20 protein-coding genes are annotated in these 22,957 nt (G+C 66.4%); 14 read left to right on the top strand and 6 right to left on the bottom strand.

Features of this window, described 5'->3' with window-relative positions; genetic code table 11:
• Positions 1-20: 20 nt before the first annotated feature.
• Positions 21-746 carry a class I SAM-dependent methyltransferase gene (locus OTER_RS18725; RefSeq protein ID WP_012376512.1) on the top strand — a complete coding sequence of 242 codons (726 nt, stop codon included), beginning with the start codon at positions 21-23 and terminating at the stop codon, positions 744-746.
• A 62-nt stretch (positions 747-808) separates the two neighbouring features.
• On the opposite strand, the gene OTER_RS18720 is transcribed toward OTER_RS18725, so the two are convergent.
• Positions 809-1,558 (bottom strand): hypothetical protein, encoded by a 750-nt coding sequence (locus tag OTER_RS18720; protein WP_148218180.1) that lies wholly within the window; start codon positions 1,556-1,558, stop codon positions 809-811.
• Positions 1,559-1,760: 202 nt separating this feature from the next.
• Here OTER_RS18720 and OTER_RS18715 point away from each other — a divergent pair, with 202 nt between their 5' ends.
• From OTER_RS18715 to OTER_RS18700, 4 genes are all read left to right on the top strand, one after another.
• A complete protein-coding gene (locus OTER_RS18715; protein WP_012376510.1) occupies positions 1,761-3,545 on the top strand; it encodes a DEAD/DEAH box helicase in 1,785 nt (594 codons plus the stop codon).
• A gap of 85 nt (positions 3,546-3,630) precedes the next feature.
• Entirely contained in the window at positions 3,631-4,248 is a 618-nt protein-coding gene (locus tag OTER_RS18710; protein WP_012376509.1) for an HNH endonuclease, read from the top strand.
• Complete coding sequence (locus OTER_RS18705; RefSeq protein ID WP_202795993.1) at positions 4,245-5,579, top strand: endo-1,4-beta-xylanase; 1,335 nt, start codon at positions 4,245-4,247, stop codon at positions 5,577-5,579. The genes OTER_RS18710 and OTER_RS18705 overlap by 4 nt, the downstream gene beginning before the upstream one ends.
• A gap of 111 nt (positions 5,580-5,690) precedes the next feature.
• Positions 5,691-6,731 (top strand): SDR family oxidoreductase, encoded by a 1,041-nt coding sequence (locus OTER_RS18700; protein ID WP_044891883.1) that lies wholly within the window; start codon positions 5,691-5,693, stop codon positions 6,729-6,731.
• 221 nt (positions 6,732-6,952) lie between these two features.
• Here OTER_RS18700 and OTER_RS18695 read toward each other — a convergent pair whose 3' ends face one another.
• The 3 genes from OTER_RS18695 to OTER_RS18685 all read right to left on the bottom strand — a co-directional run bounded on the left by OTER_RS18695 (position 6,953) and on the right by OTER_RS18685 (position 9,327).
• On the bottom strand, positions 6,953-7,393 hold the full coding sequence (locus OTER_RS18695) for a hypothetical protein (protein ID WP_012376506.1): 441 nt from the start codon (positions 7,391-7,393) through the stop codon (positions 6,953-6,955).
• A 195-nt stretch (positions 7,394-7,588) separates the two neighbouring features.
• On the bottom strand, positions 7,589-8,152 hold the full coding sequence (locus OTER_RS18690) for a hypothetical protein (RefSeq protein ID WP_012376505.1): 564 nt from the start codon (positions 8,150-8,152) through the stop codon (positions 7,589-7,591).
• A gap of 278 nt (positions 8,153-8,430) precedes the next feature.
• Positions 8,431-9,327 carry an endonuclease/exonuclease/phosphatase family protein gene (locus OTER_RS18685; RefSeq protein ID WP_012376504.1) on the bottom strand — a complete coding sequence of 299 codons (897 nt, stop codon included), beginning with the start codon at positions 9,325-9,327 and terminating at the stop codon, positions 8,431-8,433.
• Positions 9,328-9,457: 130 nt separating this feature from the next.
• On the opposite strand from OTER_RS18685, the gene OTER_RS18680 reads away from it, so the two are divergent.
• The gene (locus OTER_RS18680; RefSeq protein WP_012376503.1) at positions 9,458-10,255 is read left to right on the top strand and encodes an HAD family hydrolase; all 798 of its coding nucleotides are present in this window, start codon (positions 9,458-9,460) and stop codon (positions 10,253-10,255) included.
• A 101-nt stretch (positions 10,256-10,356) separates the two neighbouring features.
• Here the strand turns inward: OTER_RS18680 and OTER_RS26715 are convergent, their stop codons facing one another.
• Together OTER_RS26715 and OTER_RS18670 are read right to left on the bottom strand one after the other, a co-directional pair.
• Positions 10,357-13,182, bottom strand: a complete 2,826-nt coding sequence (locus tag OTER_RS26715) for a vitamin B12 dependent-methionine synthase activation domain-containing protein (RefSeq protein WP_052300431.1) — start codon at positions 13,180-13,182, stop codon at positions 10,357-10,359.
• A 12-nt stretch (positions 13,183-13,194) separates the two neighbouring features.
• Positions 13,195-14,274, bottom strand: coding sequence for a homocysteine S-methyltransferase family protein (locus OTER_RS18670; RefSeq protein ID WP_044891882.1), 1,080 nt, complete (start codon positions 14,272-14,274; stop codon positions 13,195-13,197).
• 619 nt (positions 14,275-14,893) lie between these two features.
• Between OTER_RS18670 and OTER_RS18665 the strand changes: the two genes are divergently transcribed.
• The 8 genes from OTER_RS18665 to OTER_RS24435 all read left to right on the top strand — a co-directional run bounded on the left by OTER_RS18665 (position 14,894) and on the right by OTER_RS24435 (position 22,948).
• Complete coding sequence (locus OTER_RS18665; RefSeq protein WP_012376502.1) at positions 14,894-16,756, top strand: TonB-dependent receptor plug domain-containing protein; 1,863 nt, start codon at positions 14,894-14,896, stop codon at positions 16,754-16,756.
• Positions 16,744-17,649 (top strand): ABC transporter substrate-binding protein, encoded by a 906-nt coding sequence (locus OTER_RS18660; protein WP_083767785.1) that lies wholly within the window; start codon positions 16,744-16,746, stop codon positions 17,647-17,649. The genes OTER_RS18665 and OTER_RS18660 overlap by 13 nt, the downstream gene beginning before the upstream one ends.
• The gene (locus OTER_RS18655; RefSeq protein WP_012376500.1) at positions 17,646-18,623 is read left to right on the top strand and encodes a FecCD family ABC transporter permease; all 978 of its coding nucleotides are present in this window, start codon (positions 17,646-17,648) and stop codon (positions 18,621-18,623) included. The genes OTER_RS18660 and OTER_RS18655 overlap by 4 nt, the downstream gene beginning before the upstream one ends.
• Positions 18,620-19,333 carry an ABC transporter ATP-binding protein gene (locus OTER_RS18650; protein ID WP_012376499.1) on the top strand — a complete coding sequence of 238 codons (714 nt, stop codon included), beginning with the start codon at positions 18,620-18,622 and terminating at the stop codon, positions 19,331-19,333. Before OTER_RS18655 ends, OTER_RS18650 begins: the two co-directional genes overlap by 4 nt.
• A 118-nt stretch (positions 19,334-19,451) precedes the next feature.
• Positions 19,452-20,906: a cobyric acid synthase gene (locus tag OTER_RS18645; RefSeq protein ID WP_012376498.1), complete on the top strand. Its 1,455-nt coding sequence runs from the start codon at positions 19,452-19,454 to the stop codon at positions 20,904-20,906.
• Between the two features lie 253 nt (positions 20,907-21,159).
• Complete coding sequence (locus OTER_RS18640) at positions 21,160-21,945, top strand: threonine/serine exporter family protein (RefSeq protein WP_012376497.1); 786 nt, start codon at positions 21,160-21,162, stop codon at positions 21,943-21,945.
• A complete protein-coding gene (locus OTER_RS18635; RefSeq protein WP_012376496.1) occupies positions 21,942-22,403 on the top strand; it encodes a threonine/serine exporter family protein in 462 nt (153 codons plus the stop codon). Before OTER_RS18640 ends, OTER_RS18635 begins: the two co-directional genes overlap by 4 nt.
• Positions 22,404-22,435: 32 nt before the next feature.
• On the top strand, positions 22,436-22,948 hold the full coding sequence (locus OTER_RS24435) for a methyltransferase family protein (protein ID WP_012376495.1): 513 nt from the start codon (positions 22,436-22,438) through the stop codon (positions 22,946-22,948).
• Positions 22,949-22,957: the final 9 nt, after the last annotated feature.

Below are 22,957 nucleotides of genomic sequence, written 5' to 3'. Positions count from 1 at the left end.
TTTTGCGGGGCAAAAACCTTATGACTCGCGAGGAGCTGCAGCAGCAGGTTGAGGCGATCCGTTGGTTTCACCAGATCCCCCTCGGGCAGGGAGTGATCACGCCCGGCGTCGACGACACGCGGGCGAAACTGCGACGGCTCCGCCTGCCGGACAGTTTCGCCGGGCAGACGGTGCTCGATATCGGGGCGTGGGATGGGTTCTTCTCCTTCGAAGCGGAGCGCCGTGGCGCCGCGCGCGTGCTGGCGACCGACTCGTTCTCGTGGAGCGGCGCCGGCTGGGGCCGCAAGGCGGGCTTCGAGCTGGCGCGGCGCGTGTTGAACTCACGCGTCGAGGATCGCGAACTCGACGTGCTCGCGATTTCGCCGGAGACGATCGGGACCTTCGACGTGGTTTTCTTCCTCGGCGTGCTCTACCACATGCGTCATCCGCTGCTGGCGCTGGAGAAGGTGGCGAGTGTGACGAAGCGGCAGCTGATTCTCGAGACGCGCGTGGACCTGCTCGGCTGCCGCGCGCCGGCGATGGCGTTCTATGTCGGCGACGAACTAAACGCCGATGCGACCAACTGGTGGGCGCCGAATGTCGCCGGGCTGCGGGACATGTTGCACGCGGTGGGTTTCAAGACGGTGAGGGTCGTCGCGCGGCCGCCCTCCTGGTTCACGCGCCTGCGCCGGGCCGTGCAGCACGGGCGGTTTTCGTGGCGGCATTTCCAGCGGGGTCGCGTGGCGGTGCACGCTTGGAAGGAGTGAACGGGCGCGTCGGCCAAAGGCACTTGGGCTGCCCTGGCGCGAGCCCAAGTGCCGGGTAGTTCTTACCTCAATCGCGAGGCGCGCCGGCGGTAACGAGCGGCGCCGGCCAGGCCGCAGAATCCGATGAGCGCGCATCCGACGGCGATCGAGCCGGGCTCGGGTATCGGAACGAAATGCGGGTCGCTCGGGCCCAGGTGATGCGCTTCCAGCGTGAACGTCCAGCCGGTGATATCATCGAGGAACGCCGACGAGGACACGGCCGCCTGCAATTGCGCAGTGAACTGGTCCTCGTGCTTCGGCAGGTGCGACCTGATCGTGAGCGGCGTGGCGGCCGAGACAGCGCCGCCGATCGCCTTGTCGGCGTCGACGATCAGATTGAACGCGAAGATTCCGCCGAACGGTTTGTCCGCATGGCCGGCGGGCGAGACGATGTGCTGGAACGTGCCGCTGACGGTGAGCCCGTCATTGATCGTACCGGCGTCCTGATTGACTTGGAAGGTGCCCTTCCAGAAGGCACCGATGATCCCGAAGGTCAGATTCGAGTCGCTGCTGAAGCCCGAACCGGCCAGCGAGAACGTCGCATCGGTGTCGGTTTCCGTATACGTCAGCAGTGCGGGCGGATTCAGCGCGCCGACGGGCGCTGGTTGACCGCCGAGGTTGAGATTTACGTTGAAGTCGACCAGAGACAGGGCCGCGGCGCGGCCGGCCAGCGGCAGGCACAGAGTGAAGAGCGAGAGCAGAACGGAGCGCGCCAGAAGGATCGTTCCGTGTGAGCCGCGAAATCGCGGAGCTTGGACTGCGGGGTGTTTCATGTTCATTAGCCGGCGATCACGGGAGGTGAGGGCGCGGATTGAAAGCGGCGGGTTTGGACGCAGCATGCCGCAATCCGCCAGCATCTGTATACCGGGGTGCACTGGCGCGGGCGCATCAGCATAACGCTGACACCTCGGACCCGTGGCGCGTCAGGACAGATTGCAGACTGGCCGAGTGCGCGGAAGTGGCGCACGGTGGTGCATGGAAAAACGTCCCTTTGCTGAACTTGGGCTGTCGCCGGAGATTCTCCGCGCCGTGGACAAGATGGGTTTCGAGGAGGCGGCACCGATCCAGGCCGCGGTGATTCCGACCGTGCTCGGCGGGCGGGACGTCGTCGGAGTGTCGTCGACGGGTTCGGGAAAGACGGTGGCGTTTGCGATTCCCGCACTCGAGCGCGTGGATCCCAAGCTTCGCGCGGTGCAGGTGCTCGTGCTCTGTCCCACGCGCGAACTCGCCGTGCAGGTGGCGGAGGAGATGGGCCACCTCGCGCAATTCAAGCGTGGCATCATGGGCGTGCCGATTTACGGCGGGCAAAGCTACGAGCGACAATATCGAGCGCTCGCGGCCGGCAGCCAGGTGGTGATCGGCACGCCGGGTCGCGTGATGGATCACATGGAGCGCGGCACGCTGAAGCTGGGCGCGCTCAAGCTGGTGGTGCTCGACGAGGCCGACCGGATGCTCGACATGGGTTTCCGCGAGGACATCGAGAAAATCCTCTCCGCCGTGCCCGTGCCGCGACAGCTGCTGTTCTTTTCCGCGACGATGCCGCGCCCGATCCAGGAGCTGATCAAGCGCACCGCGCGCGACCCGGCATGGATCAAGATCGAGGCGGTGGCACAGAACGCGCCGCAGGTGGAGCAGATCTATTTCGAGGTGGATCGCCGTTCGAAGCTCGAGGCGCTGACACGGCTCATCGACGTGCACGATTTCCGCTATGGCATCGTCTTCTGCAGCACGAAGGTGATGGTCGACGATCTCGACGAGCATCTGCATGCGCGCGGATACGCGGTCGACCGGTTGCACGGTGACCTGTCGCAAACCCAACGCGATCGGGTGATGGATAAATTCCGCCGGCGCGGCTTCGAGTTCCTGATCGCCACCGACGTCGCGGCGCGCGGGCTCGACGTCGACGATCTCGAGGTGGTGTTCAACTACGACCTGCCGAACGACGCGGAAGACTACACGCACCGGATCGGCCGGACCGGACGGGCGGGCAAGTCCGGGCGCGCGTTCACCTTCGTGTCGGGGCAGGAGATCTACAAACTGCAGGCGATGGTCCGCTGGGCGAAGCTCGATCTCCGGCGCGGCCGGCTGCCCTCGCTCGACGAAGTCGAGGAGGCGCGCACCAACGTGTTCTTCGAAAAAATCCGGGCGGCGCTCGAGGCGAAGGAGTTCAAGCCGCATGACCGGATGATCGACCGGTTGCTCGACCAGGGGTATGCGAGCACCGACATCTGCTCGGCGCTGATTCATCTGCTGCAGGGTGGGAGCACGGGGACGCCGGCGGCTGTTCACGAAAGCGCGAAAGCTTCCGCGGCGGCGCCGGACTGGGCCCGAAGGAAATCTGCGCCGGAGAGCCGGACGGCGTTCCCATCCGAAGCGGGCGAGATCCGGCCTTCGCCCAAGGCTTCCTCCTTCGCCAAGCCCACGCCGGACAAGACAGCGGACGGGCTGCCCGCGCTCGCGGGGCGCAAAAAGCAAAAATACGCGCGACCGCCGCGGACCGGGGCGGAGCCCGGCATGTCGCCGGTGGTTCTCAACGTGGGGCGCGAGCATCAGGTCACGCCGGCGGACATCGTCGGCAAGATCGCGGGGGTGACGCGCCTCGCGGCGAGCATCGTGGGCGCGATCGACATTCACGAGCGGCACACGCTGGTGGACGTGGCGGAGAACGCCGTGCCGGTCGTGATCAAGAAGCTCGCCGGGATCCGGCTCAAGGGCGTGGCGCTTGCGCCGGTGCTGCCGACGACGACGGGCCCGACGTGAGTGTCACGCGGCGGTAAACTGCGGGCGCGCAGGGACCGGGATTCTTGACACCCCCGCGGGTCCGACGTTATTCCCGTGGCCCCGTATGGAAGCCGCGCTCGACCAACCCGTGCTGGTGTTGAACCGCCTGTGGCAGGCGGTGAACGTCATCGGCGCGCGCCGCGCGTTCGGCTTGCTGGCGCGCGGGCATGCGCAGGTGGTGCATCACCACGAGGATGATTTCCGCACGTTTGCGCTGCTGGACTGGATCGATTTCTCGACGCACAACCCGCCGATCGCCGAACTCGAGACGGTGCGCACGCCGACGCGCACGATCCGTCTGCCGCGCGTCATTCTGCTGACGTTCTTCGACAAGCTCCCCTGCAAGGAGCTGAAGCTGACGCGCAACAACATCTTCGAGCGCGACAAGAACACCTGCCAGTATTGCGGTCGGATCTTCCCGCGCGAACAGCTGAACCTGGATCACGTGATCCCGCGCGATTACGGAGGCAAGACGACTTGGGAGAACATCGTTTGCTCGTGTGTGAAGTGTAACACGAAGAAGGCGAATCGGCTTCCGCACGAGGCGCACCTGCGGCTCATCCGCAAGCCCTCGCGGCCGAAGTGGCGGCCGGTGATCTCGCTCGTGCTCGGCACCCAGCACCGGGAGATGTGGAAGGACTTCCTCGATCTCGCTTACTGGAACGTCGAACTCGACGAGTGAGCGAATCCATCGGCAGCCACGTGCGTCAGGCGGCTGCGATGTGCTCCAAACCTACCCCAAACCGCCGGCGGCGTACGATGACGCGGTCGCTCGGCGCGCTCGTCGGCGGACTGATGGCATTGGTCGTGGCAACGCCCTGGCTGCGTGCGGCAGACGATGTCGAGGCTGACCGGGAATCGATCCGGCGGCACCGGATGGGTACGCTGGTGGTGCACACCGTGCCCGGAGCGACGGTGCAGGTGGAGCAGGTGAAGCACGAATTCTGGTTCGGCGCGGCGCTGGCGAACCAGGCCTTCGATGGCCGGATGCCCGCAGCCGATCGCGAACGCTACCTCGCGACGTTTTTGGAAAACTTTAACGCGGCCGTCACCGAAAACGCGCTGAAATGGATGGCGATGGAGCCGAAGCGCGGCGAGCGGGACTACGCGACGGTCGATGCGATTCTCGCCTGGGCTGATCAGCATGAGGTACCGCTGCGCGGTCACAACCTCTACTGGGGCGTGCCGAAATGGACGCAGGCATGGATCAAGGAGCTCGATGACGCGATGCTGCGACAGACCATCGAGGAACGCGCACGGGACATCGGCCGGCGTTATCGCGGCCGGTTTGCCGAGTACGATCTCAACAACGAGATGATCCACGGCAATTACTATGCCGACCGGCTCGGGCCGCGCGTCACGCTCGACATGGCGCAATGGATCAAGGCCGAGGACCCGTCCGCGCGGCTGTTCGTCAACGATTATGACATTCTCACCGGCCGTCGGTTGGCGGACTACCTGGCGCACATCCGCGAGCTGTTGGCCATGGGCGTGCCGATCGACGGCATCGGGGTGCAGGGACATTTGCACGGCGATACGTTCGACGCGGCGGCACTGCGGAGCGCGCTCGACGAACTGGCGCAGTTTCACCTGCCGATCCGGGTGACGGAGTTCAACTTTCCCGGTCAGCGTTCGAAGTTCTACCAGCAACGCGAACTCGCGATCACCGCCGAGGAAGAAGACGCCAAGGGCAGGGCGATCGCGGACTACTATCGAATCTGCTTCGCGCATCCTGCCGTCGACGGCGTCCTGATGTGGGGCTACTGGGAAGGGGCGAACTGGATCCCGCAGGCCTCGCTCTACAAACAGGATTGGAAGCCGACTCCGGCGCTGAAGGCCTACCGCGATCTCGTGTTCGGAGAGTGGTGGACACGTTGGGAGGGGAAGGCCGACGAAAGCGGACGGTGCGTCGTGCCAGCGTTTTTCGGACGGCACCTAGTCCGCGCCGCGGGCCAGCAGAGGCAGGTCGAGCTGGCGAAGCGGCACGGGATCGCGACCGTGGACTTTCGCTAACGCCTTCGCATCGGCGCCCGGCAGTGAAATCGGGAAACCCCCGATGAACCGGGAAGGCATCGGCGCGGTCCATGGAACGGTCGTCGCGGGCTCGGACGCGGCGGCCGCGTCATGGCTCCTCGCCCAACTCACGCACTCCCCAAGCACGAGGTGGTTGTCATCACCGGAGGATCAGCTGGTGTGGGCCGCGCCGTGGCGCAACGGTTCGCCCGCGAAGGGGCGTGGATCGGGCTGCTGGCCCGTGATCCGGCGCGGCTGGAGGATGCCAAACGCGAGATCGAATCGCTCGGCGGCAAAGCCGTCATCCACGCGGGCGACGTGGCCGATCCGGCGGCGCACGAAGCCATCGCGGACTTGGTCGAACAAACCTTCGGGGCCATCGACATCTGGATCAACAACGCGATGACCTCCGTGTATTCAATGATCCACGAGATGCCGCCCGAGGAGTTTCGGCGCGTGACCGACGTGACCTACCTCGGCGTGGTCTATGGCACGCAGTCGGCATTGCGGCGCATGCGCGCGCGCGATCGGGGCATGATCGTGCAGGTCGGATCCACGCTGGCGTATCGGAGCATTGCGTTTCAATCGGCGTATTGCGCGGCGAAACATGCCGTGCGCGGGTTTACCAATTCACTCCGCTCGGAACTGAAGCATGACCGGCTGAAGATCGGTCTGACGATGGTTCAGTTGCCCGCGGTGAACACGCCGCAATTCCTCTGGGCCCGGAACCGGCTGTCGCAAGCGGCGAAACCACCGGCACCGATCTACCAGCCAGAAGTCGCCGCGGAGGCGATCTGGTGGGCGGCGCATCACCGACGGCGCGAAGTTTATGTCGGCTACAAGACGTCGCTCGGGATCAAGTTGAACAAACTCATCCCGGCGTTTCTCGACCGATTCCTGGGAAAGCGCTCATTTGGCGAAGCCCAGCGGACGCGCGATCCGCGCCAGCCCGACAATCTGTGGCGGCCGGCGAAGGGACTCTATGCGGCGCGGGGGCCCTACGTTGCCGAAGCGCAGTCCGGCTCGCTGCATCTCACCATTTCCAAGCACCGCTCCGCCTGGCTGTGGGCGTTTGTCGGGATGGCGAGTGCAGTGGCGTTTGCGTGGCGGCGCAAAAACCCGAGTCGCGGCCCGGTGTGGAACCGCCGATAATTGGAGACGCGACGCCCTCGTCGCGTCATAACGGCGACGAGGGCGTCGCCGCTCCATCAAGCCGATCCGACAACTTGCGCGAAGAGATGGTCCCAGTCTCGTCGGCCGCCGGCGGAGGACCGACGCGACCCACGTTGCGCCAGTCTTCGACTGCGCATTGTGAAATGGTGACGTCGGTCCCGGCGAGGGACAGAATCCCGCGCGTCCCTGTTTCGATGACTTCAGCGTTGCGAGATCCGCGCTGATTCGGCCGCGAACGGTGTGAGTCGCGCGAGCGTCAGTGCGCCGCCCAACGCGATCACGATATCGCGCACGGCGACATCGAGGAACCGGCCCCACAGGATCAGCTGCAGCGAGATCGCGATCAGCCAGGCGGCCACGACGAGTCCGCCGATCCGGGGCTTAAGAAACACAAGGATGCCGGCGATGATTTCGATCACGCCGACGATGCCCATGAACGTGGCGGCGCTGACCGGCACGATCCGCAGCGCGAGCGGATTCAGATAGGTTTCCCAGTTGGCGAGCAGGTTGGTGAACTTGTCCAATCCCGCCACGATCGGTACGGCGGTAAACAGGATCTTCAGCGTGAGCTGGGTCGTGTGGACGACGTTGTGTTCTGCCGGAAGCGTGGACGAGGGATGAATGGATTGAGTGAGAGCCATGGTGACGAATGGGTTTGGAAGAATGCTTTTGTTGTCACCCGATTGGATGCGACCGGGCAGAGGTGGTTACAGCTGAGGTTACAACTGGCCCTCGGGCCTGGGCGGCGGTGCCTGGGCAACCTCACGCTGGCCCAATGGGAAACGACAGCTAGCGAAGGCTCAGTCCGCCGCCGCAATACGTGCCGCGGTGTGGGCTTATTCCGCTGCCGAGGCTGCTCCCATCCGAAGCGTGAGATGCCGGCCGCCGACGCGAATTACGGCGAGATCGTGGTCGGGATCGTAGCGGATCGCGGTGATCTCGCCGACGGTTTTGCCGACGGGCACCCAGATGCTGCGTTTGTCGCTCTGGCGCACGATGCTGAGCAGCGTGTCTGGCCCGAGTACGCTCATGCCGGCAAGCGCGTAGTCGGCGTCGGCGGTGGGCGGGGGCGGCTCGCTCGCGGCGGGCGGCGCGAACGGGGAGGGCGTCGAAAGCTCTGGGGTGGCGAGTTCTGCCGGAGCGGGTCGAGCCACGAGCGCGGACGGCGGTGGCGCGGCGCGTTCGTTGAGCGCACGCTGGCGGACCAACACGACCAGCAACAACGCGAAAACCACGCCGAGCACCGCGGCTTTGGCGAGGATCGGGCCGAGCGACTGCCGCTTGCGTTGCTCGCGCCGGAGCTTTGCGCGCGTGAGCGGATCGAGCCGGGCTGCGCTGGCCGCGGCGGCTTCGGTCCGATCGCGTTCGGCTTTCAGGAGAGCATCATTGATCAAACTCATGCGGGCAACGGCAGTAAGGGCCACGTCGCCCGCTGGAATTGCGCGCAAGCACCGCGCTCATGGACGGCGGAAGCGCGGCCGGGTTCCGTTTCGAGCGCGTCCTGCGCCGCAATCGAACGATCGCCGCTCGCAGGGGGGGGCGCGTTGCCCTCCGCGACGGGCGGTCAATGTCTGAGGTGTGGCCGGGCTCGCCGAGCCCGGGCCGGGGTCAGCGACCCCGGCTACAAGCGCAGCGCATCGAGGGCAATGCACTCCACCTACCGCCAAATCCTTCGGCGCTAAAACTGTACGTCGGCCAGGACCGGGAAATGATCGCTGGGGGTCTGGCCGTTTTCGCGATAGGTGACGATTTCCGCGCGCGGCACAGCGGAGGGCGTGCGGGCGAGGATCCAATCGATGCGCACGCCATCGTGCCGCGGCGGCTCGTAATTGTGAAACGTGTTGAACCCTTCGTTCACCCGCGCCGTGGCCGCCGTCCACGTGTCGGTGAGACCTGCTTCACGGGTGAGCGTTTCGTAGGCGGGGCTGTTTCCCGCGGCACAGTTGAAATCGCCGACGAGCAGGAGCGGCACGGATGCGTCGAGCTGCGCGAGCCGATCGCGGATCAGGATGGCGGCTTTCTGCCGGGCAGTCTCCACCTCGTGATCGAAATGCGTGTTCCAGAAATAGAACTCGCGGCCGCTGGCGCGCTCGCGAAATCGCACCCACGTCACCATTCGGCGGTAATTGTTTCCCCAGGTCATCGAACCGATCACGTCGGGCGTATCGGAGAGCCAGAAGTGATCGAACGCGACCGGCTCAAACCGCTCGCGTCGATAAAACACCGCCATGAATTCTCCCCGGCTGCCGCCCTCGCGGCCCAACCCGATCCACTCGTAGGCGGGCAGATCGGCGGCCAGGTCGCGGAGCTGGGTATAGAGTCCTTCCTGCGTGCCGATGAGGTCGGGCGCGGTCTGCTCGATGACGTGCTGCATGATCGGCCGGCGCTCGGGCCAGGCGTGGGGCGGCTGCGGGCTGGCGAAGCGAAGGTTGAAGGACATCACGCGCAGCGCGAGCGGAGCGGTCGCGGTCGTGCGATCAGTCGATGCGGCGCGCAGGCTGCTGAGCGTCGTAAAGAACAGCGCAGCCGCGGCGAGCGCGCGAAGGAGAAAGTCGAGGCGAGGGGTGGCGGACATGTCTGGAGCAGACGTTGCCCGCCCGCGCGCCGGAAGCAAAACCGAACGCTAGCGGGGCATAGGGAGAATGCGGCATCACGCGCGCGGTTCGGAAACTTGACCGGTCAGGCGAGAGTGGCTTGAAACGTCCATGGACGTGGTCGTGCTGGATCTGGACGGGACGCTGCTCCGCAGCGACAAGACGATCTCGCAGCGCGCGAGCGCGGTGTTGCGCCGGTTGAAGGACATGGGTCAGACGCTCGTCTTCGCGACGGCGCGGCCGCCGCGCGCGGTGAAGGCGGTGCTGCCGGCGGAGTTTGCGATGGACTATCTCGTCTGCTACAACGGCGCGCTGGTGCTGCAGCAGGGCTGCGTGCGGAGCGAATGCGCAATTCCCGCGGCCGACGTGCGTCGGATCTTCACCCGGCTGGAGAAGAACGCGCCCTGCACCGCCTGCGGTTTCGAACATGAAGACCAGCTTTTCGTGCGCGGGAGTTTCGACCGGCATTTTTCGACGGAGTTTTGCACACCCATGCTACCGGGGGGGCCGTGTGAGCGGAGCTCGCCGAAGGTGCTCGTCGATTTGGCAGGACTGGATTTCGCGGCGTTCCTGGGCGTGCTACCGGCGAGCTGTTACGCGCTGTGCACCGACGGTGGCGGACTGTGCCAAATCATGCCGGCGGGCGCGACGAAAGAGAGCGGTGTGGCCGCAGTGCTGCGCGAGCTCGGCGTCGGTTTCGAGCACGTCGTGTGCTTTGGCGACGATCACAACGACGTGCCGCTGTTCCAGCGCGCCGGCTGCGCCGTGGCGATGGCGAATGCGGTGCCGGAATTGAAAGCGATCGCGCATGCGGTGACCGGCTCCAACGACGAGGACGGCGTAGCGGAGTTTCTCGAGCAGCGGTATGCGGTGAACGGCGTTTCGGAGTGGTGTAGCCCCGCTCGTTGAGCCGGGCGGGGGCTAGGGCCGGGGGCAACGACCCCGGCTACAAACGTGCGGACGAGGGCGTCCGCGCTGCCACGCCAGCGCCGTTCGCGCGGCTGGAACCTTTACGGCTCGTAATCGAGATATGGCCCAAGCCAGCGCTCGGCCTCCGCGAGCGTCTGGCCTTTGCGTTGGGCATACTCCTCCACTTGATCGCGACCGAGCTTGCCGACGCCGAAGTATTTCGCCTCGGGATGATTGAAATACCAGCCGCTCACGCTGCTCGCAGGCGTCATGGCGCAGCTTTCGGTGAGCGAAATGCCCGTCGCCGCAGCGGCGTCGAGCAGCGTGAACAGGATCGGCTTCTCGGTGTGGTCCGGGCACGCGGGATAGCCGGGAGCCGGCCGGATGCCGCGGTATTTTTCGCGGATAATGTCGGCCATCGAGAGGTTTTCCGTTCGACCAAATCCGCAAAAGTCCCGCGCGCGTTTGTGCATGAGCTCGGCCAGCGCCTCGGCCAATCGGTCCCCGAGCGCCTGCGCGATGATCGCGGAATAATCGTCGTGCGCCGCTTTGAACTCCGCGGCGAGCTGCTCGACGCCATGTCCGGCGGTCACGGCGAAGCCGCCCAGGTAATCGATGCGCCCACTGTTGCGCGGCGCAATGTAGTCGGCGAGGCAATGGTTGAACTGGTTGGCAGGCTTGTTGAGTTGCTGGCGCAGCTGATGGAAACGGGTAAGCACGCGGCTGCGGGTTTCGTCGGCGTAGATTTCGATGTCATCGCCGACCGCGTTCGCGGGCCAGAACCCGAGCACCGCCTTCGCGGTGTAGCGCTTCTCCGCCACAATTCGCGCGAGCAGTCGCTGCGCGTCCTCGTAGAGCTTGGTGGCTTCGGCGCCGACCGTCGGGTCCTGCAGGATCTCGGGAAACCGGCCGCGCAGCTCCCACGCGGAGAAGAACGGGCCCCAATCGATGAAGGGGACGATGTCGGCCAGGCTGAGAGCTGAGAGCTGAGAGCCTAGAGCTGAGAGCTGAGAGCTAGGAGTGTGCCCTGGGGACGCGACGCCCTCGTCGCGTCGGGACGCATGCCGCGACGGGGACGTCGCGGCTCCAGGCGTGGTGACGTCGGTGGAGAATACGCGGGTACCGAAGAACTCGGGTCGCGGGATATCGACGGTGGCCCAGTCGAAGACGGGCTTGCGGGCGCGAGCCTGCTCGAGCGAGAGCAGCGGCTGGCGGGTGCGCCGCGCGGCGAATTCCTCGCGCTGCCGTTGCTGTTTCGCGGAGTTCTCTGCGAGATAGTCGGACTTCTTTTCCGTCGAGAGCAGCGCACTCACGACGTTGACGACGCGCGACGCGTCGAGCACGTGGAGCACTCCCGGCGCGTATTCGGGCGCAATTTTCACGGCAGTGTGTGCGGCGCTCGTGGTGGCGCCACCGATCAGCAGCGGTTGCGAAAAGCCTTCGCGCGTCAGTTCCTTCGCGACGTGTACCATCTCGTCGAGCGACGGCGTGATCAGCCCGGAAAGCCCGACGAGATCCGCCTGCCGCTCGCGCGCGGTGGCGAGAATCTTTTCCGCCGGCACCATTACGCCGAGGTCGGTGACCTCGTAGTTGTTGCACGCGAGCACGACGCCGACGATGTTCTTGCCGATGTCGTGGACGTCGCCCTTCACGGTGGCGAGCAGCACGCGACCGTTGGGCCGGGCGGTGCCACCAGCCGCGATGTGCCGGCGTTTTTCCTCCTCCATGAACGGAGTGAGGTACGCGACGGATTTCTTCATCACGCGGGCGGACTTCACCACCTGCGGCAAAAACATTTTCCCGGCGCCGAAAAGGTCGCCGACCACGCGCATGCCGTCCATCAATGGTCCCTCGATGATCGCGAGCGGCCGCGGGTAACGTGCGCTGTTGGCGCGGGCCTCCTCCGTGTCGGCTTCGATGAACGTGTCGATGCCCTTCACGAGCGCGTGCTTGAGCCGCTCCTCGACCGGGGCGCTGCGCCAGGCGTCGGCATTTTCGCTTTTTGATTTTTGGTTTTCGCTTGAACTCGTCGAAGCGGCTTTCAGTTCGTCGGCAAACTTCACGAGCCGCTCGGTCGCGTCAGGCCGCCGGTTCAACAACACGTCTTCGGCGAGTGCGCGCAGGTCCGGGGGAATTTCCTCGTAGACGCCGAGCATGCCGGCGTTGACGATCGCCATGTCGAGCCCGGCCTGGATCGCGTGGTAGAGAAAGACCGTGTGGATCGCCTCGCGCACCGGATTGTTGCCGCGAAACGAGAATGAGACGTTCGACACGCCCCCGGAGACCTTCGCGTGCGCCAGTGTGCGCTTGATGATCCGCGTGGCGTCGAAGAAATCGACGGCGTAGTTGTTGTGCTCCTCAATGCCGGTCGCGACGGTGAGGATGTTGGGATCGAAGATGATGTCTTCCGGCGGGAAGCTCGCGCGCTCGACAAGCAGGTGATAAGCGCGGGTGCAGATCCGCACCTTCTCGTCGCACGTCGCGGCCTGCCCGCGCTCATCGAACGCCATGACGACGGCGGCCGCACCGTAGCGGCGGATGAGTCGCGCGCGGCGCAGGAACTCGTCCTCGCCGTCCTTCAGCGAGATCGAGTTTACGACGCCTTTGCCCTGCAGACATTTCAGTCCGGCCTCGAGCACCGACCACTTGGAGGAGTCGAGCATCACCGGCACCCGCGCGATCTCCGGTTCGGCGGCGATGAGGTTGAGCAACTTCACCATCGTCGCTTCGCCATCGATCAGCGCCTCGTCGACGTTGATGTCGATGAGGTTGGCGCCGCTCTCGACCTGCTGACGGGCGATGGCAAGGCAGGCGTCCCAGTCGCCGGCCTTGAGCGCCTTCGCAAACTTCGGCGAGCCAGTGATGTTGGTGCGCTCGCCGATGACGAGGAACTGCGAGCCGGCGCGGAGGGATGAATCGGTGGACATACCAGGAATCGGTCAGGCGACAGCGAGGGGTTCGAGACCGCTGAGCAACAGCTCGGCGCGACCGGTGGGGCGGGGACGCGGCGCGTGCGGCGCCACCGCGCCCGCGATCGCGGCGATGTGCGCCGGCGTCGAGCCGCAGCAGCCGCCGGCGATGTTCAGCCAGCCGTTGGCGGCGAATTCTCCGAGCACGCGCGCCATGTCCTCCGGTTTTTCGTCGTAGCCGCCGAAGGCGTTCGGCAGGCCCGCATTCGGGTAGCAGCTGACATAACACTCGGCGAGTCCGGCGAGTTCCTCGAGGTAAGGCCGCATCTGTGCGCCGCCGAGCGCGCAGTTGAGGCCAACGCTGAACGGCTGTGCGTGACGGATCGAGTGATAGAACGCGCGGACGGTCTGGCCCGAGAGCGTGCGGCCCGAGGCGTCGGTGACGGTGACCGAGATGGAAAGCGGCAGCGCCTCGCCGAGCTCGTCGAAGAGCTGGTGGATGGCGTAGACCGCGGCTTTGGCGTTGAGCGTATCGAAGATCGTTTCGACGAGGAGCAACTCGGCGCCGCCCGCGACGAGCGACCGCGCCTGCTCGTAGTAGGCGGTTACCACCTCGTCAAAGGTCACCGCGCGATAATCCGGCCGGTTGACGTCCGGGGACAGCGACAGCGTGCGGTTGGTGGGGCCGATCGCGCCGGCAACGAAGATCCGCCGCTGGTGCCGCGCTTCGCCGGCGAGCGCCGCCCGCACGCAGAGTTCCGCGGCGGCGCGGTTAAGGTCGGCGACGGAGGATTCGGCGGCGTAGTCGGCCTGCGAGATCCGGGTGCCGTTGAACGTGTTCGTCGAGACGATGTCCGCGCCGGCATCGATGTAAGCGCGGTGGATGTCCTCGATCAGCGCCGGTTGGGTGAGATTGAGAATGTCGTTGTCACCGCGCAGATCGTGCGAGTGACCGCAGAAGCATGCGCCGCGGAAATCGGCTTCGGAGAGTCCGCGCGCCTGCACCATGGTGCCCTTCGGACCTTCCAGGACGGCGATGCGGCGAGCGAGCAGCGCGCGCAACTCCGCGGCGGCGGAGCGCTGGCGGGCGGTGAGGGAAGGTGTGCTCATGGCTGGCACCGTAGGCGTGGGCCGAGCGAATGCAAGAAATCATATCTTCGAATCCGGATGGGAAGATAGGTAGCGGAGCGGCCTGCCTGGAGGAACGAGGGGAGGACCGAACAACGAACGCCGAACGACGAACGCCGAAGATGGAAGGGCAGACAGGAATCGCAAGATCTCGCATACCGAGCGCTGACCCGCGACTTTCGAACACCGGATGCGCGGGAATCGGCAACGCGTGCACAGAAAAGGAACTTGCGCCGCGCCGTCGGTGGGCGTGCAGTGACCGCGTTCTTTGTTCGTCCGTTCCAGGCAGCGGGAAAGGCCGTGCGATTCGGCCACAGTTGCGCTGCGGTAACGCATCAATCCGAACTTCTCTTGTGCGGCAACGCACCGACCACCAATCGCCGATTTCGTCGGCGGTGAAGGTGAGAAGCGAGGTAGCTGGCGAAAGCCGGCGGGAAATGCGGAGTCCGAATATCCGTCCTGGAATGCTCACGCGTCGACGTGGTTGGTTTTTGCGCACGTCGGTCGCGAAATCTTCATCGCAAAAATGAAGCGTGAGAGTAGCGCACCGCCCGGCGACGGGAGACGTGTCTGCTCTTGCCTTAACCTGCAGCAGACAACCATGACTCCCCTCCCTCGTCGGTCGCGCTCGTCGCGGCTGATTCCCGCCTTCCTGCTTGCGCTCGGCGCCCTCGCGTCGGCGCGGGCTCAATTCACGCTCGCCGGCACGTCGGCGATTGTGCTCGACGACTACGTCATCTCGGCGTCCCGCACGCCGCAGGATCCTAGATACACGCCGAGCAGCGTGAGCGTGCTGCCGCTGGCGGACCTCGCGGCGGCGCAGGTGCCGGATCTGCGGCTCGCGCTCGCGCAGGAGCCCGGCGTGATCATCAACACCACGGGCGCGACCGGCGGGCAAAGCTCGGTGCTGCTGCGCGGCGCGGCCTCCCACCAGGTGCTCTTCATCGTCGACGGCGTGCGGATGAACGATCGCTCCGCAGCGTATTTCAATTTTCTCGGTGGCGCCGATCTCGCGGGACTCGATCGCGTCGAGGTGTTGCGGGGCCCGCAGAGCACGCTTTACGGCAGCTCGGCGATGGGCGGCGTGATCCTGATGAACACGACGCGCGGGGCCGGGGCGGCACACGGAGCGTTGAGCGCGACGGCCGGCAGCTTCGAGACGTGGGGCGGTGGGGCGACCGTGCAGGGCAGCACGGGGAGTTGGGGCTACAGTGGCGCGCTCTCGCGTTACGCGACGGCGAACGACGAGCCGTCGAACGACTACGAGCAGTGGAGTTATTCCACGCGGCAGGAGTGGATCGTCTCGCCGCTGCTGCTGGTCGGCGCGACGTTGCGCGGCCAGCAAAGCGAGTTTCTCCAAACCGGCTCGCGCGACTATCCGGCGCCGGGCCGGATGAACGCGAGAAATCACCTCGGAACTGTTTACGGTGAAGCGCGCGTCGGCGACGACTTCGCCTCGCGGCTGACGCTCGCGCTGCATCGCCGTGGCTACGACTGGACCGATCTCTCGGGCAGTCCGTGGGCAATGAATTCCAGGCTGCGCAACACACGCAAAATTCTCGACTGGCAGAACACGTGGCAGGCGTTGCCGGCGCTCGAGCTCGTCGGAGGGGCGAACTGGGAGCGCTCGCGTTACGATGTGGAAGGCGTGCCGTCGCGCGACGAGGTGCGCGCGGGGTATGTTTCGGCGACGGCGCGGCCACGCGAAGATTTCACGGTCACGGCGGGAGCGCGACGCGACGATTTCGACTCGGCTGGAGCCGCGACCACGTGGCGTATGGGCGTATCCTGGCTGGCCGCGAAGGCGACGAAACTGCGCGCGACCTATGGCACTGGGTTCAGCGCCCCGGGTTCCGACGACCGTTACGGCGTGCCGTCGTGGAACCAGCTGCCGAATCCGGAGCTGCGGCCGGAAAAATCGCGCGGCTGGGACGTCGGGCTCGACCAGACGTTCGCCCGCGCCGACCTGACCGTCGGAGTCACGTATTTCCACAATCGATTCCGGAATCTCTTCGAATGGCAGACGGTGGATTGGACCACTTATGCCGGCCAAACCGTGAACCTGGCGCGCGCGGAGACGGAGGGCGTGGAGCTCGCTGCGCGGGCGAAGCTGGGCGCGGCGGCGCAAGCGCGGCTCAGCTACACTTACCTGGAGGCGAAGGACTCGGCCACGGGTCAGCGGTTGATCCGGCGGCCGCGGCACAGCGGCGACGCGGAGGTGCGCGCACATCTCACCAAGGCTTGGCTCGTCGGCGTCGGCGTGCGGGTGGTGGCCGACCGCACCGAGTCGACGGGGCCGTTTGAGGATTTTACGACGGCCCGGGTTTTTGCGAGCTACACCGTCCGCGACGACCTGGAGCTGAAGGTGCGGATCGAGAACGCTCTCGATGAAACCTACGACGAAGTGCGCGGCTACGCGTCGCTGCCGCGCGGCGTGTTCGGCTCGGTGGAATGGAGATTCTGATGCGGAGAAACGGCAACACCCGGTTGGTGACGAGCGGTCGATGGCGACGGCTCGTGCGCTGCGGCGTGCTGCTGATGGGCTGGCTCGGCGTCTGCACTGGCTTCGCCGCGCCCGCGGCGGTGCGCGTGGTTTCGCAGACAGTCGGCGGCGACGAACTGTTGCTCGCGCTGGCGGAGCCGGGCCAAATCGCCGCGCTGAGTCATCTCGCCTACAACCCCGCGTATTCGGCCGTCGCCGAGCAGGCGAAGGCTTATCCGCGGATCACGCGCGGCGACGCCGAGACGATCCTGAAATTCGGTCCCACGCTGGTATTGTTCGCCGACTATAGCCGCGGCGAGTTGGTCGAGCAGGTGCGGCGCGCCGGCGTCCGCGTGCTGGTGTTCGAACACTACAAAACGCTCGACGACGCTTACGCGAACCTGCGGCTGCTCGGGCAGGAAATCGGCGCCGTGCAGAAGGCCGAGCAATTGATCGCCGGCTGTCGCGCGCGGGTCGCCGCGCTTCGCACGCGGCTGCACGGCGTGCAGCCCGTGCGCGTCATCGCTCCGTCGACCTATGGCGTGATCCCGGGCACTGACTCGACATTCCAGGATCTCTGCGATCATGCCGGCGCGGAGAATCTCGCGGCCACGCTCGGCGGGTTGAAGGGCCACGCTGTGCCGCCGGCCGAGCAGATGCTGACCTGGCCGATCGACCGGGTGGTGCTGGCTGGTGACGATGCGGCGGCGACGCTCGCGGTTTTTCGCGAGTTGCCGCCCTATCAGTTCATGCCCGCGGTCCGCGAGGGCCGCGTGGCGATGCTCAAGCCGTGGCAGATCAGCTGCGTGTCGCACTACCGCATCGACGGCTACGAGCAGCTGGCGCGAGCGCTGCATCCGGAGGTGTTCCGATGACGCCGGCATGGGTCACCCGCAGTGCGCTGCCGGCCGTGCTGGTGGCGTTGGTGGTGTTGATGTTGCTGTCGCTCGGTGTCGGCGATCTTCGACTCGGTTTGCCGCGGATCTTCGCGGGGCTGATGCGCGAGGACGAACTCGCGGCGATGGTGTTGTGGCAAATCCGGCTGCCGCGGCTGCTCGTGGCGATGCTGATCGGCGCGGCGTTGTCGGCGAGCGGCGTGGTCATGCAGGCGTATTTTCGCAACAGCCTCGCGAGCCCGGGGCTGCTGGGGGTGAGCGCGGGCGGTTCGGCTGGCGCGGTGGTGGCCATCGGGCTTGGGTGGGCGTCCACTTCGTTGCTGGTGCTGCCGGTCGCCGCGGTGATTGGCGCGGTGTGTTCCACAACGGCGGTGTTGATGCTGGCGCGAAGTGGTGCGAGCACCGAACGGCTGCTGCTCGCGGGCGTGGCGTTGAACGCGCTGCTCGGCGCGGTGACGAGCTACGTGCTGTCGAGTTTCACGCTGAGCTACGAACGGAACGCGCAGATCATGTTCTGGCTGCTCGGCGGGTTGGAGGATCGCACGTGGGAGCACGTGGCGATGGCGCTGCCGATTGTGGTCGGGGCGATCCTGCTCTGGCCGCTGGGCCGGCGGATGGACCTGCTGAGCCTCGGCGCGGTTGAGGCTCAGAGCCTGGGCGTAGACGTGCCGCAGCTGCGCCGGACGTTGTTGGTGCTTTCGACCGTGCTCACGGCGCTTGCGACCGCGGTGGCCGGCACGGTCGGATTCGTGGGCTTGATCGTGCCGCATGTATTGCGGCTGATCGTGGGACCGGAGCATCGCCGACTCGTGCCGCTCGCGCTGATCGGCGGCGCGGCGTTTGTGCTCGCGTGCGATTTGCTGGGCCGGCTCGCCGGCGGACTGCGCTTGGGCATCGTGACCTCGCTGGTGGGAGGACCTTTTTTCCTATGGCTGCTACGGCGAAAAGCATGAGCGCGCTCAGCATCGAGGGCGCGACGGTGACCGGACGCGTCGCCGAGGTGAGCCTGCAACTGGCGCCCGGCACCCTGGCGGGGTTGGTCGGCCCGAACGGGTCGGGCAAGTCGACGCTGCTGCAGGTGGCGGCGGGGCTGCTGCCGGCACGCGGCGAAGTGCGATGGGACGGCCAAACGCTGCCGCAGATCGAGGTGCTTGAGCGCGGACGGCGCGCGGCGTGGGTGCCGCAGGAAGCGCGGTTCGAGTTCGGGTTTTCCGTGCGCTCCGTCGTGGCGCAGGGGCGGTTTGCGCACGGTGACGACGAGCACGGCGTCGACGCGGCGCTCGCGCGACTCGACCTGACGACGCTGGCGCACCGCCCGGTGAACCGGCTCTCCGGCGGCGAACGGCAACGCGTGCTGCTGGCACGGGCCCTGGCAACGCAGGCTCGGCTGCAACTCTGGGACGAGCCGTTGGCGCCGCTGGACCCGCGGCATGCGCTGGAGGTGTTGATGCTCGGCCGCGAGCTGGCGAACGCCGGTGGGACGATGCTGTTTTCGCTCCATGATCTGCGCGTGGCGCACTGCCTCGACGTGGTCGTGGTGCTGCACGAAGGGCGATTGCGCGCGGCGGGCAAGCCCGAGCAGGTACTCACGCCGGAGTTGCTGCGCGAAGTGTTCGGCGTGCGGGCGCGAACCGCCCCGGGACTGTCGATCGAGCTACCATGAGTTGTGTGGAAGCAGAATCGGCAAGGGCAGGGCGCGTTATCCTTAACGCGCCGCGCCCGCGCCGGAATTGTCGAAACACGCGGCGGGTTGAGGACAACCCGCCCTACCACGGGCCGCGATGAAAGCGCTGGCGGTTCTCGGCACATCGTCGGGCGCAGGGAAAACGTGGATGGCCACGGCGCTGTGCGCGTGGCTGCGGCGCGAGGGCGTGCGCGTGGCGCCGTTCAAGGCGCAGAACATGTCGAACAACGCGTCGGTGACGCCGGACGGCGGCGAGATCGCGCGGGCGCAGGTCGTGCAGGCGGAGGCGTGCGGGCTGACGCCGTGCGTGGAGATGAACCCAATCTTGCTGAAACCGAGCGGACCGATGGGCTCGCAGGTCGTGTTGCTCGGCCGCGCGCAGCCGCATCAGAGCGGACGCGACTACTACCGCGATTTCGAGCGCAACTGGGCGCTGGTGCGCGACGTGTTGGAGGGTTGGAAATCGCGCTGTGACGTGTTGGTGCTCGAAGGCGCGGGCAGTCCGGTCGAGTTGAACCTGATGGATCGCGATCTCGTGAACCTGCGGCCGATCCGGCAGCTGGATGGACGGTGGCTGCTTGTGGGCGACATCGATCGCGGCGGAATTTACGCGCAGCTCGCCGGCACGTGGAACCTGCTGCCGGCCGAGGATCGCGCGCGCGGACTCGGCGCGATCGTTAACCGGTTTCGCGGCGACATTGGGCTGTTCCCGAATCCGGCGGACTGGCTCGCGCCGCACGCGTCGGGATTGCCGGTGCTTGGCACCGTACCTTTCCGGCCGGACCTGCAGCCGGAGGAGGAGGACGGGCTGCGCGCCGAAGACGAGGACCGCGGCGAAGGCGACACGATCGCGTGGGTGCGGCTGCCGCACGCCGCGAATCTCAGCGATTGCCAGCCGTGGTGGGACGATGCCGGCGTGCGCACGCGATGGACGGCGGATCCCGCGGTGCTCGGCTCGGCTCGAGCGATCATTTTGCCCGGCACTAAAAACACGCTGGCGGATCTGCGCTGGTTGCGCGCACGCGGGTTGGATCGGGCGATCCTCGCCGCGGCGGAGCGGGGGACACTCGTGATCGGCGTGTGTGGAGGATATCAATTGCTCGGCGAGCGACTGAGCGATCCGAGCGGGGTGGCGGGTGACGTGGGCGACGAGCCCGGACTCGGACTGCTGCCGGTGCGCACGGAGTTTCGCGCCCCCAAAATCGTTCGCCCCGTGATGGCGCAGTGCGATGGCGAGCGCTGGTGCGCTTACGAGATTCACATGGGGCGGACGGCGTCGACGGCGGAGATCGAGCCGCTGCACATCGTCGAGGAGAATGGACAACCGCGCGCAGAAGGCGTGCGACGCGGTCGCGTTTGGGGCACGTATCTGCACGGCTGGTTCGAATCGCCGCGCTTGCGCGCGAAGGTGGCGCAGGCGGCCGGCCTCGTCGCGCACCGGCCGGCGGCGAGGTTGTGGGGCGAGAAACGTCAGGACGTATATCGCGCCATGGCCGATCACATTGCCGAGCACCTGGATCTTGCGCCGGTGCGGCGGTATCTGGGGCTGTAGGCCCGCGAACGCGCGATCGTTCACGACTTTTCGTCGGGTTTCGGCTGAGCTGCCGCTCGCCGCGCGTCGTCGCGGGTGGCTGGGCGAATGATCATATTACGAACATTCGCCGGAAGGGCGGCCGGCGGGGCGCTGCGGAGGTATGAGCCGCGGAAAATCGCCTACGGACCAAAAGAGTTGGCTGGATTATTCGCAGCGCTCGGAATGAGTTTACCTGGAGCGCGGTGTGAAACGCGCGGCCACCACGATCCTGATGAGCACGTCACCACTCCCTCCTCCGGAGCCCATCGACCTGGCTCCGCTCTGCGCGGAGACGGCGTTGAAGCTGTTGCAGCATGGAGCGGAAAGCGCGCTGGTTGAATCGCTCGCGCGCCGGGTTGGGCTGGCGCTGGGAGCGGAACGCGTGGAGGTCGCATTGATGGCGAATGCGGTCACGGTGACCGTGCGGATCAGCGGCCGGAGCAAGACGACGGTGCGCCGCAACGAGGATCGCGGAATCAACATGCACACCGTGATGGAGGTGCAGCGGCTGGTGCTCGAGGCGGAGGAGGGGAAGATCGATCGCGTGCACTACCGTCAGCGCTTGCTTGCGCTCGAGCCGGTCCATCATCCGCGGTGGCTGGTCGCGGTCGCGGTCGGGTTGTCCTGCGCGTGCTTCGCGCGGTTGAGTGCGTCGGATTGGGCGGGTTGCGCGCTCGTGGCCGTGGCGAGCTCCGTCGCGATGGCCGCCCGACAACAGCTCGCCGCACGACATTTCAGTCCGCTGGTGGTGTTTTTTCTCACGGCGTTCGTGGCGACGTCGATCACGGTGGTGGGCTTCGCGTATGAGCTGAGTCGAACACCGAAGGCGGCGATGGCGGCGAGCGTGCTTCTGCTCGTGCCCGGTTATCCGCTGATCAACGCGGTCTCGGACATGGTGAAAGGCTACATCAACACGGGAATCTCGCGGGGGATGTTCGCGTTGCTGCTGTCAGGTGCGACCTGCCTCGGGATCGTGGCGGCGATGAGCATCTGGGGCGTGTGGGGGTGGCTGTCATGATTCTCCTCGAGCTGCTGCAGGACATGGCATTGGCCGCGGTGCCGGCGATCGGGTTCGGCATGTTGTTCAACGTTCCCCGCGGCGTGCTGTGGCATTGCGCGGTGCTGGGCGCGATCGGGCACGGGCTGCGGTTTCTGCTGCAGCGCGCCGGCGTGCCGGTGGAACTCGCGACCCTGATCGCGGCGTCGGCGGTGAGCTTCCTTGGCGTGTGGGATGCGCCGCGGCTGCGGGCGCATCCGAAGGTATTCACGGTCGCGGCGGTGATCCCGATGATTCCGGGCGTGCCGCTGTTCACGACGTTGATCACGATCCAGCTGATCCAGCAGCACGGCGCGACGGATGCACTGCTGTCGCAAGCGATCAACTCCGGGCTGCGCGCGTTCTTCGTGATCGGCGCGCTCGCGGTCGGGCTTGCGATGCCCGGACTGCTATTCTACCGGCGACGGCCGGTGGTGTGAGAGGCGGCGCAGCGCACGAACGGAGCGATGCGATGGGCCGCGAAGAAAAACGTTCACCGGGACTGCTCGGCACGCCGCCGATTCACCCGGTGCTGTTTTTGCTCGCGAAGGCGGCAATTTTTGGCGCGATCGTGCCGCCGCTGATGCAGCTCGCCGGATTTCGCCTGCGTGCGCCGGTGCCGGGCGGGAGAATGGTGGCGCTCGGGCTCGCGATGGCGGCGGTGATGCTGTTGATTCTCGGTGCCCGCGCGTTGGGCGCGTCGTTGCGGGTGGGGCTGCCGAAGGAAGCGACCGAACTGAAGACAGGCGGAATCTATCGGTTGAGCCGGCACCCGCTTTACGTGGCGCTGTTTCTCGCCGCTGCTGCCGGCTGCCTCTACTGCCCGCATCCGGTGGTGCTGATTTCGGCCGCGCTGACAGTTCTGCTGCATCACCGGATCGCGCTCGCTGAGGAACGTTTCCTCGAGCAGCGGTTCGGCGATGCGTGGCGGGAACATCGGGCGCGGGTGCCGCGGTATCTCGGGTGGCCGAGAACGCATTCATGAGCGCGGTGT

Origin of the sequence: Opitutus terrae PB90-1 (assembly GCF_000019965.1) — a bacterium.
In the GTDB taxonomy this organism is placed as follows: domain Bacteria; phylum Verrucomicrobiota; class Verrucomicrobiia; order Opitutales; family Opitutaceae; genus Opitutus; species Opitutus terrae.
The sequence above is the reverse complement of the archived record's forward strand: the minus strand, read 5'-3'. Positions and strand labels throughout refer to the sequence as shown.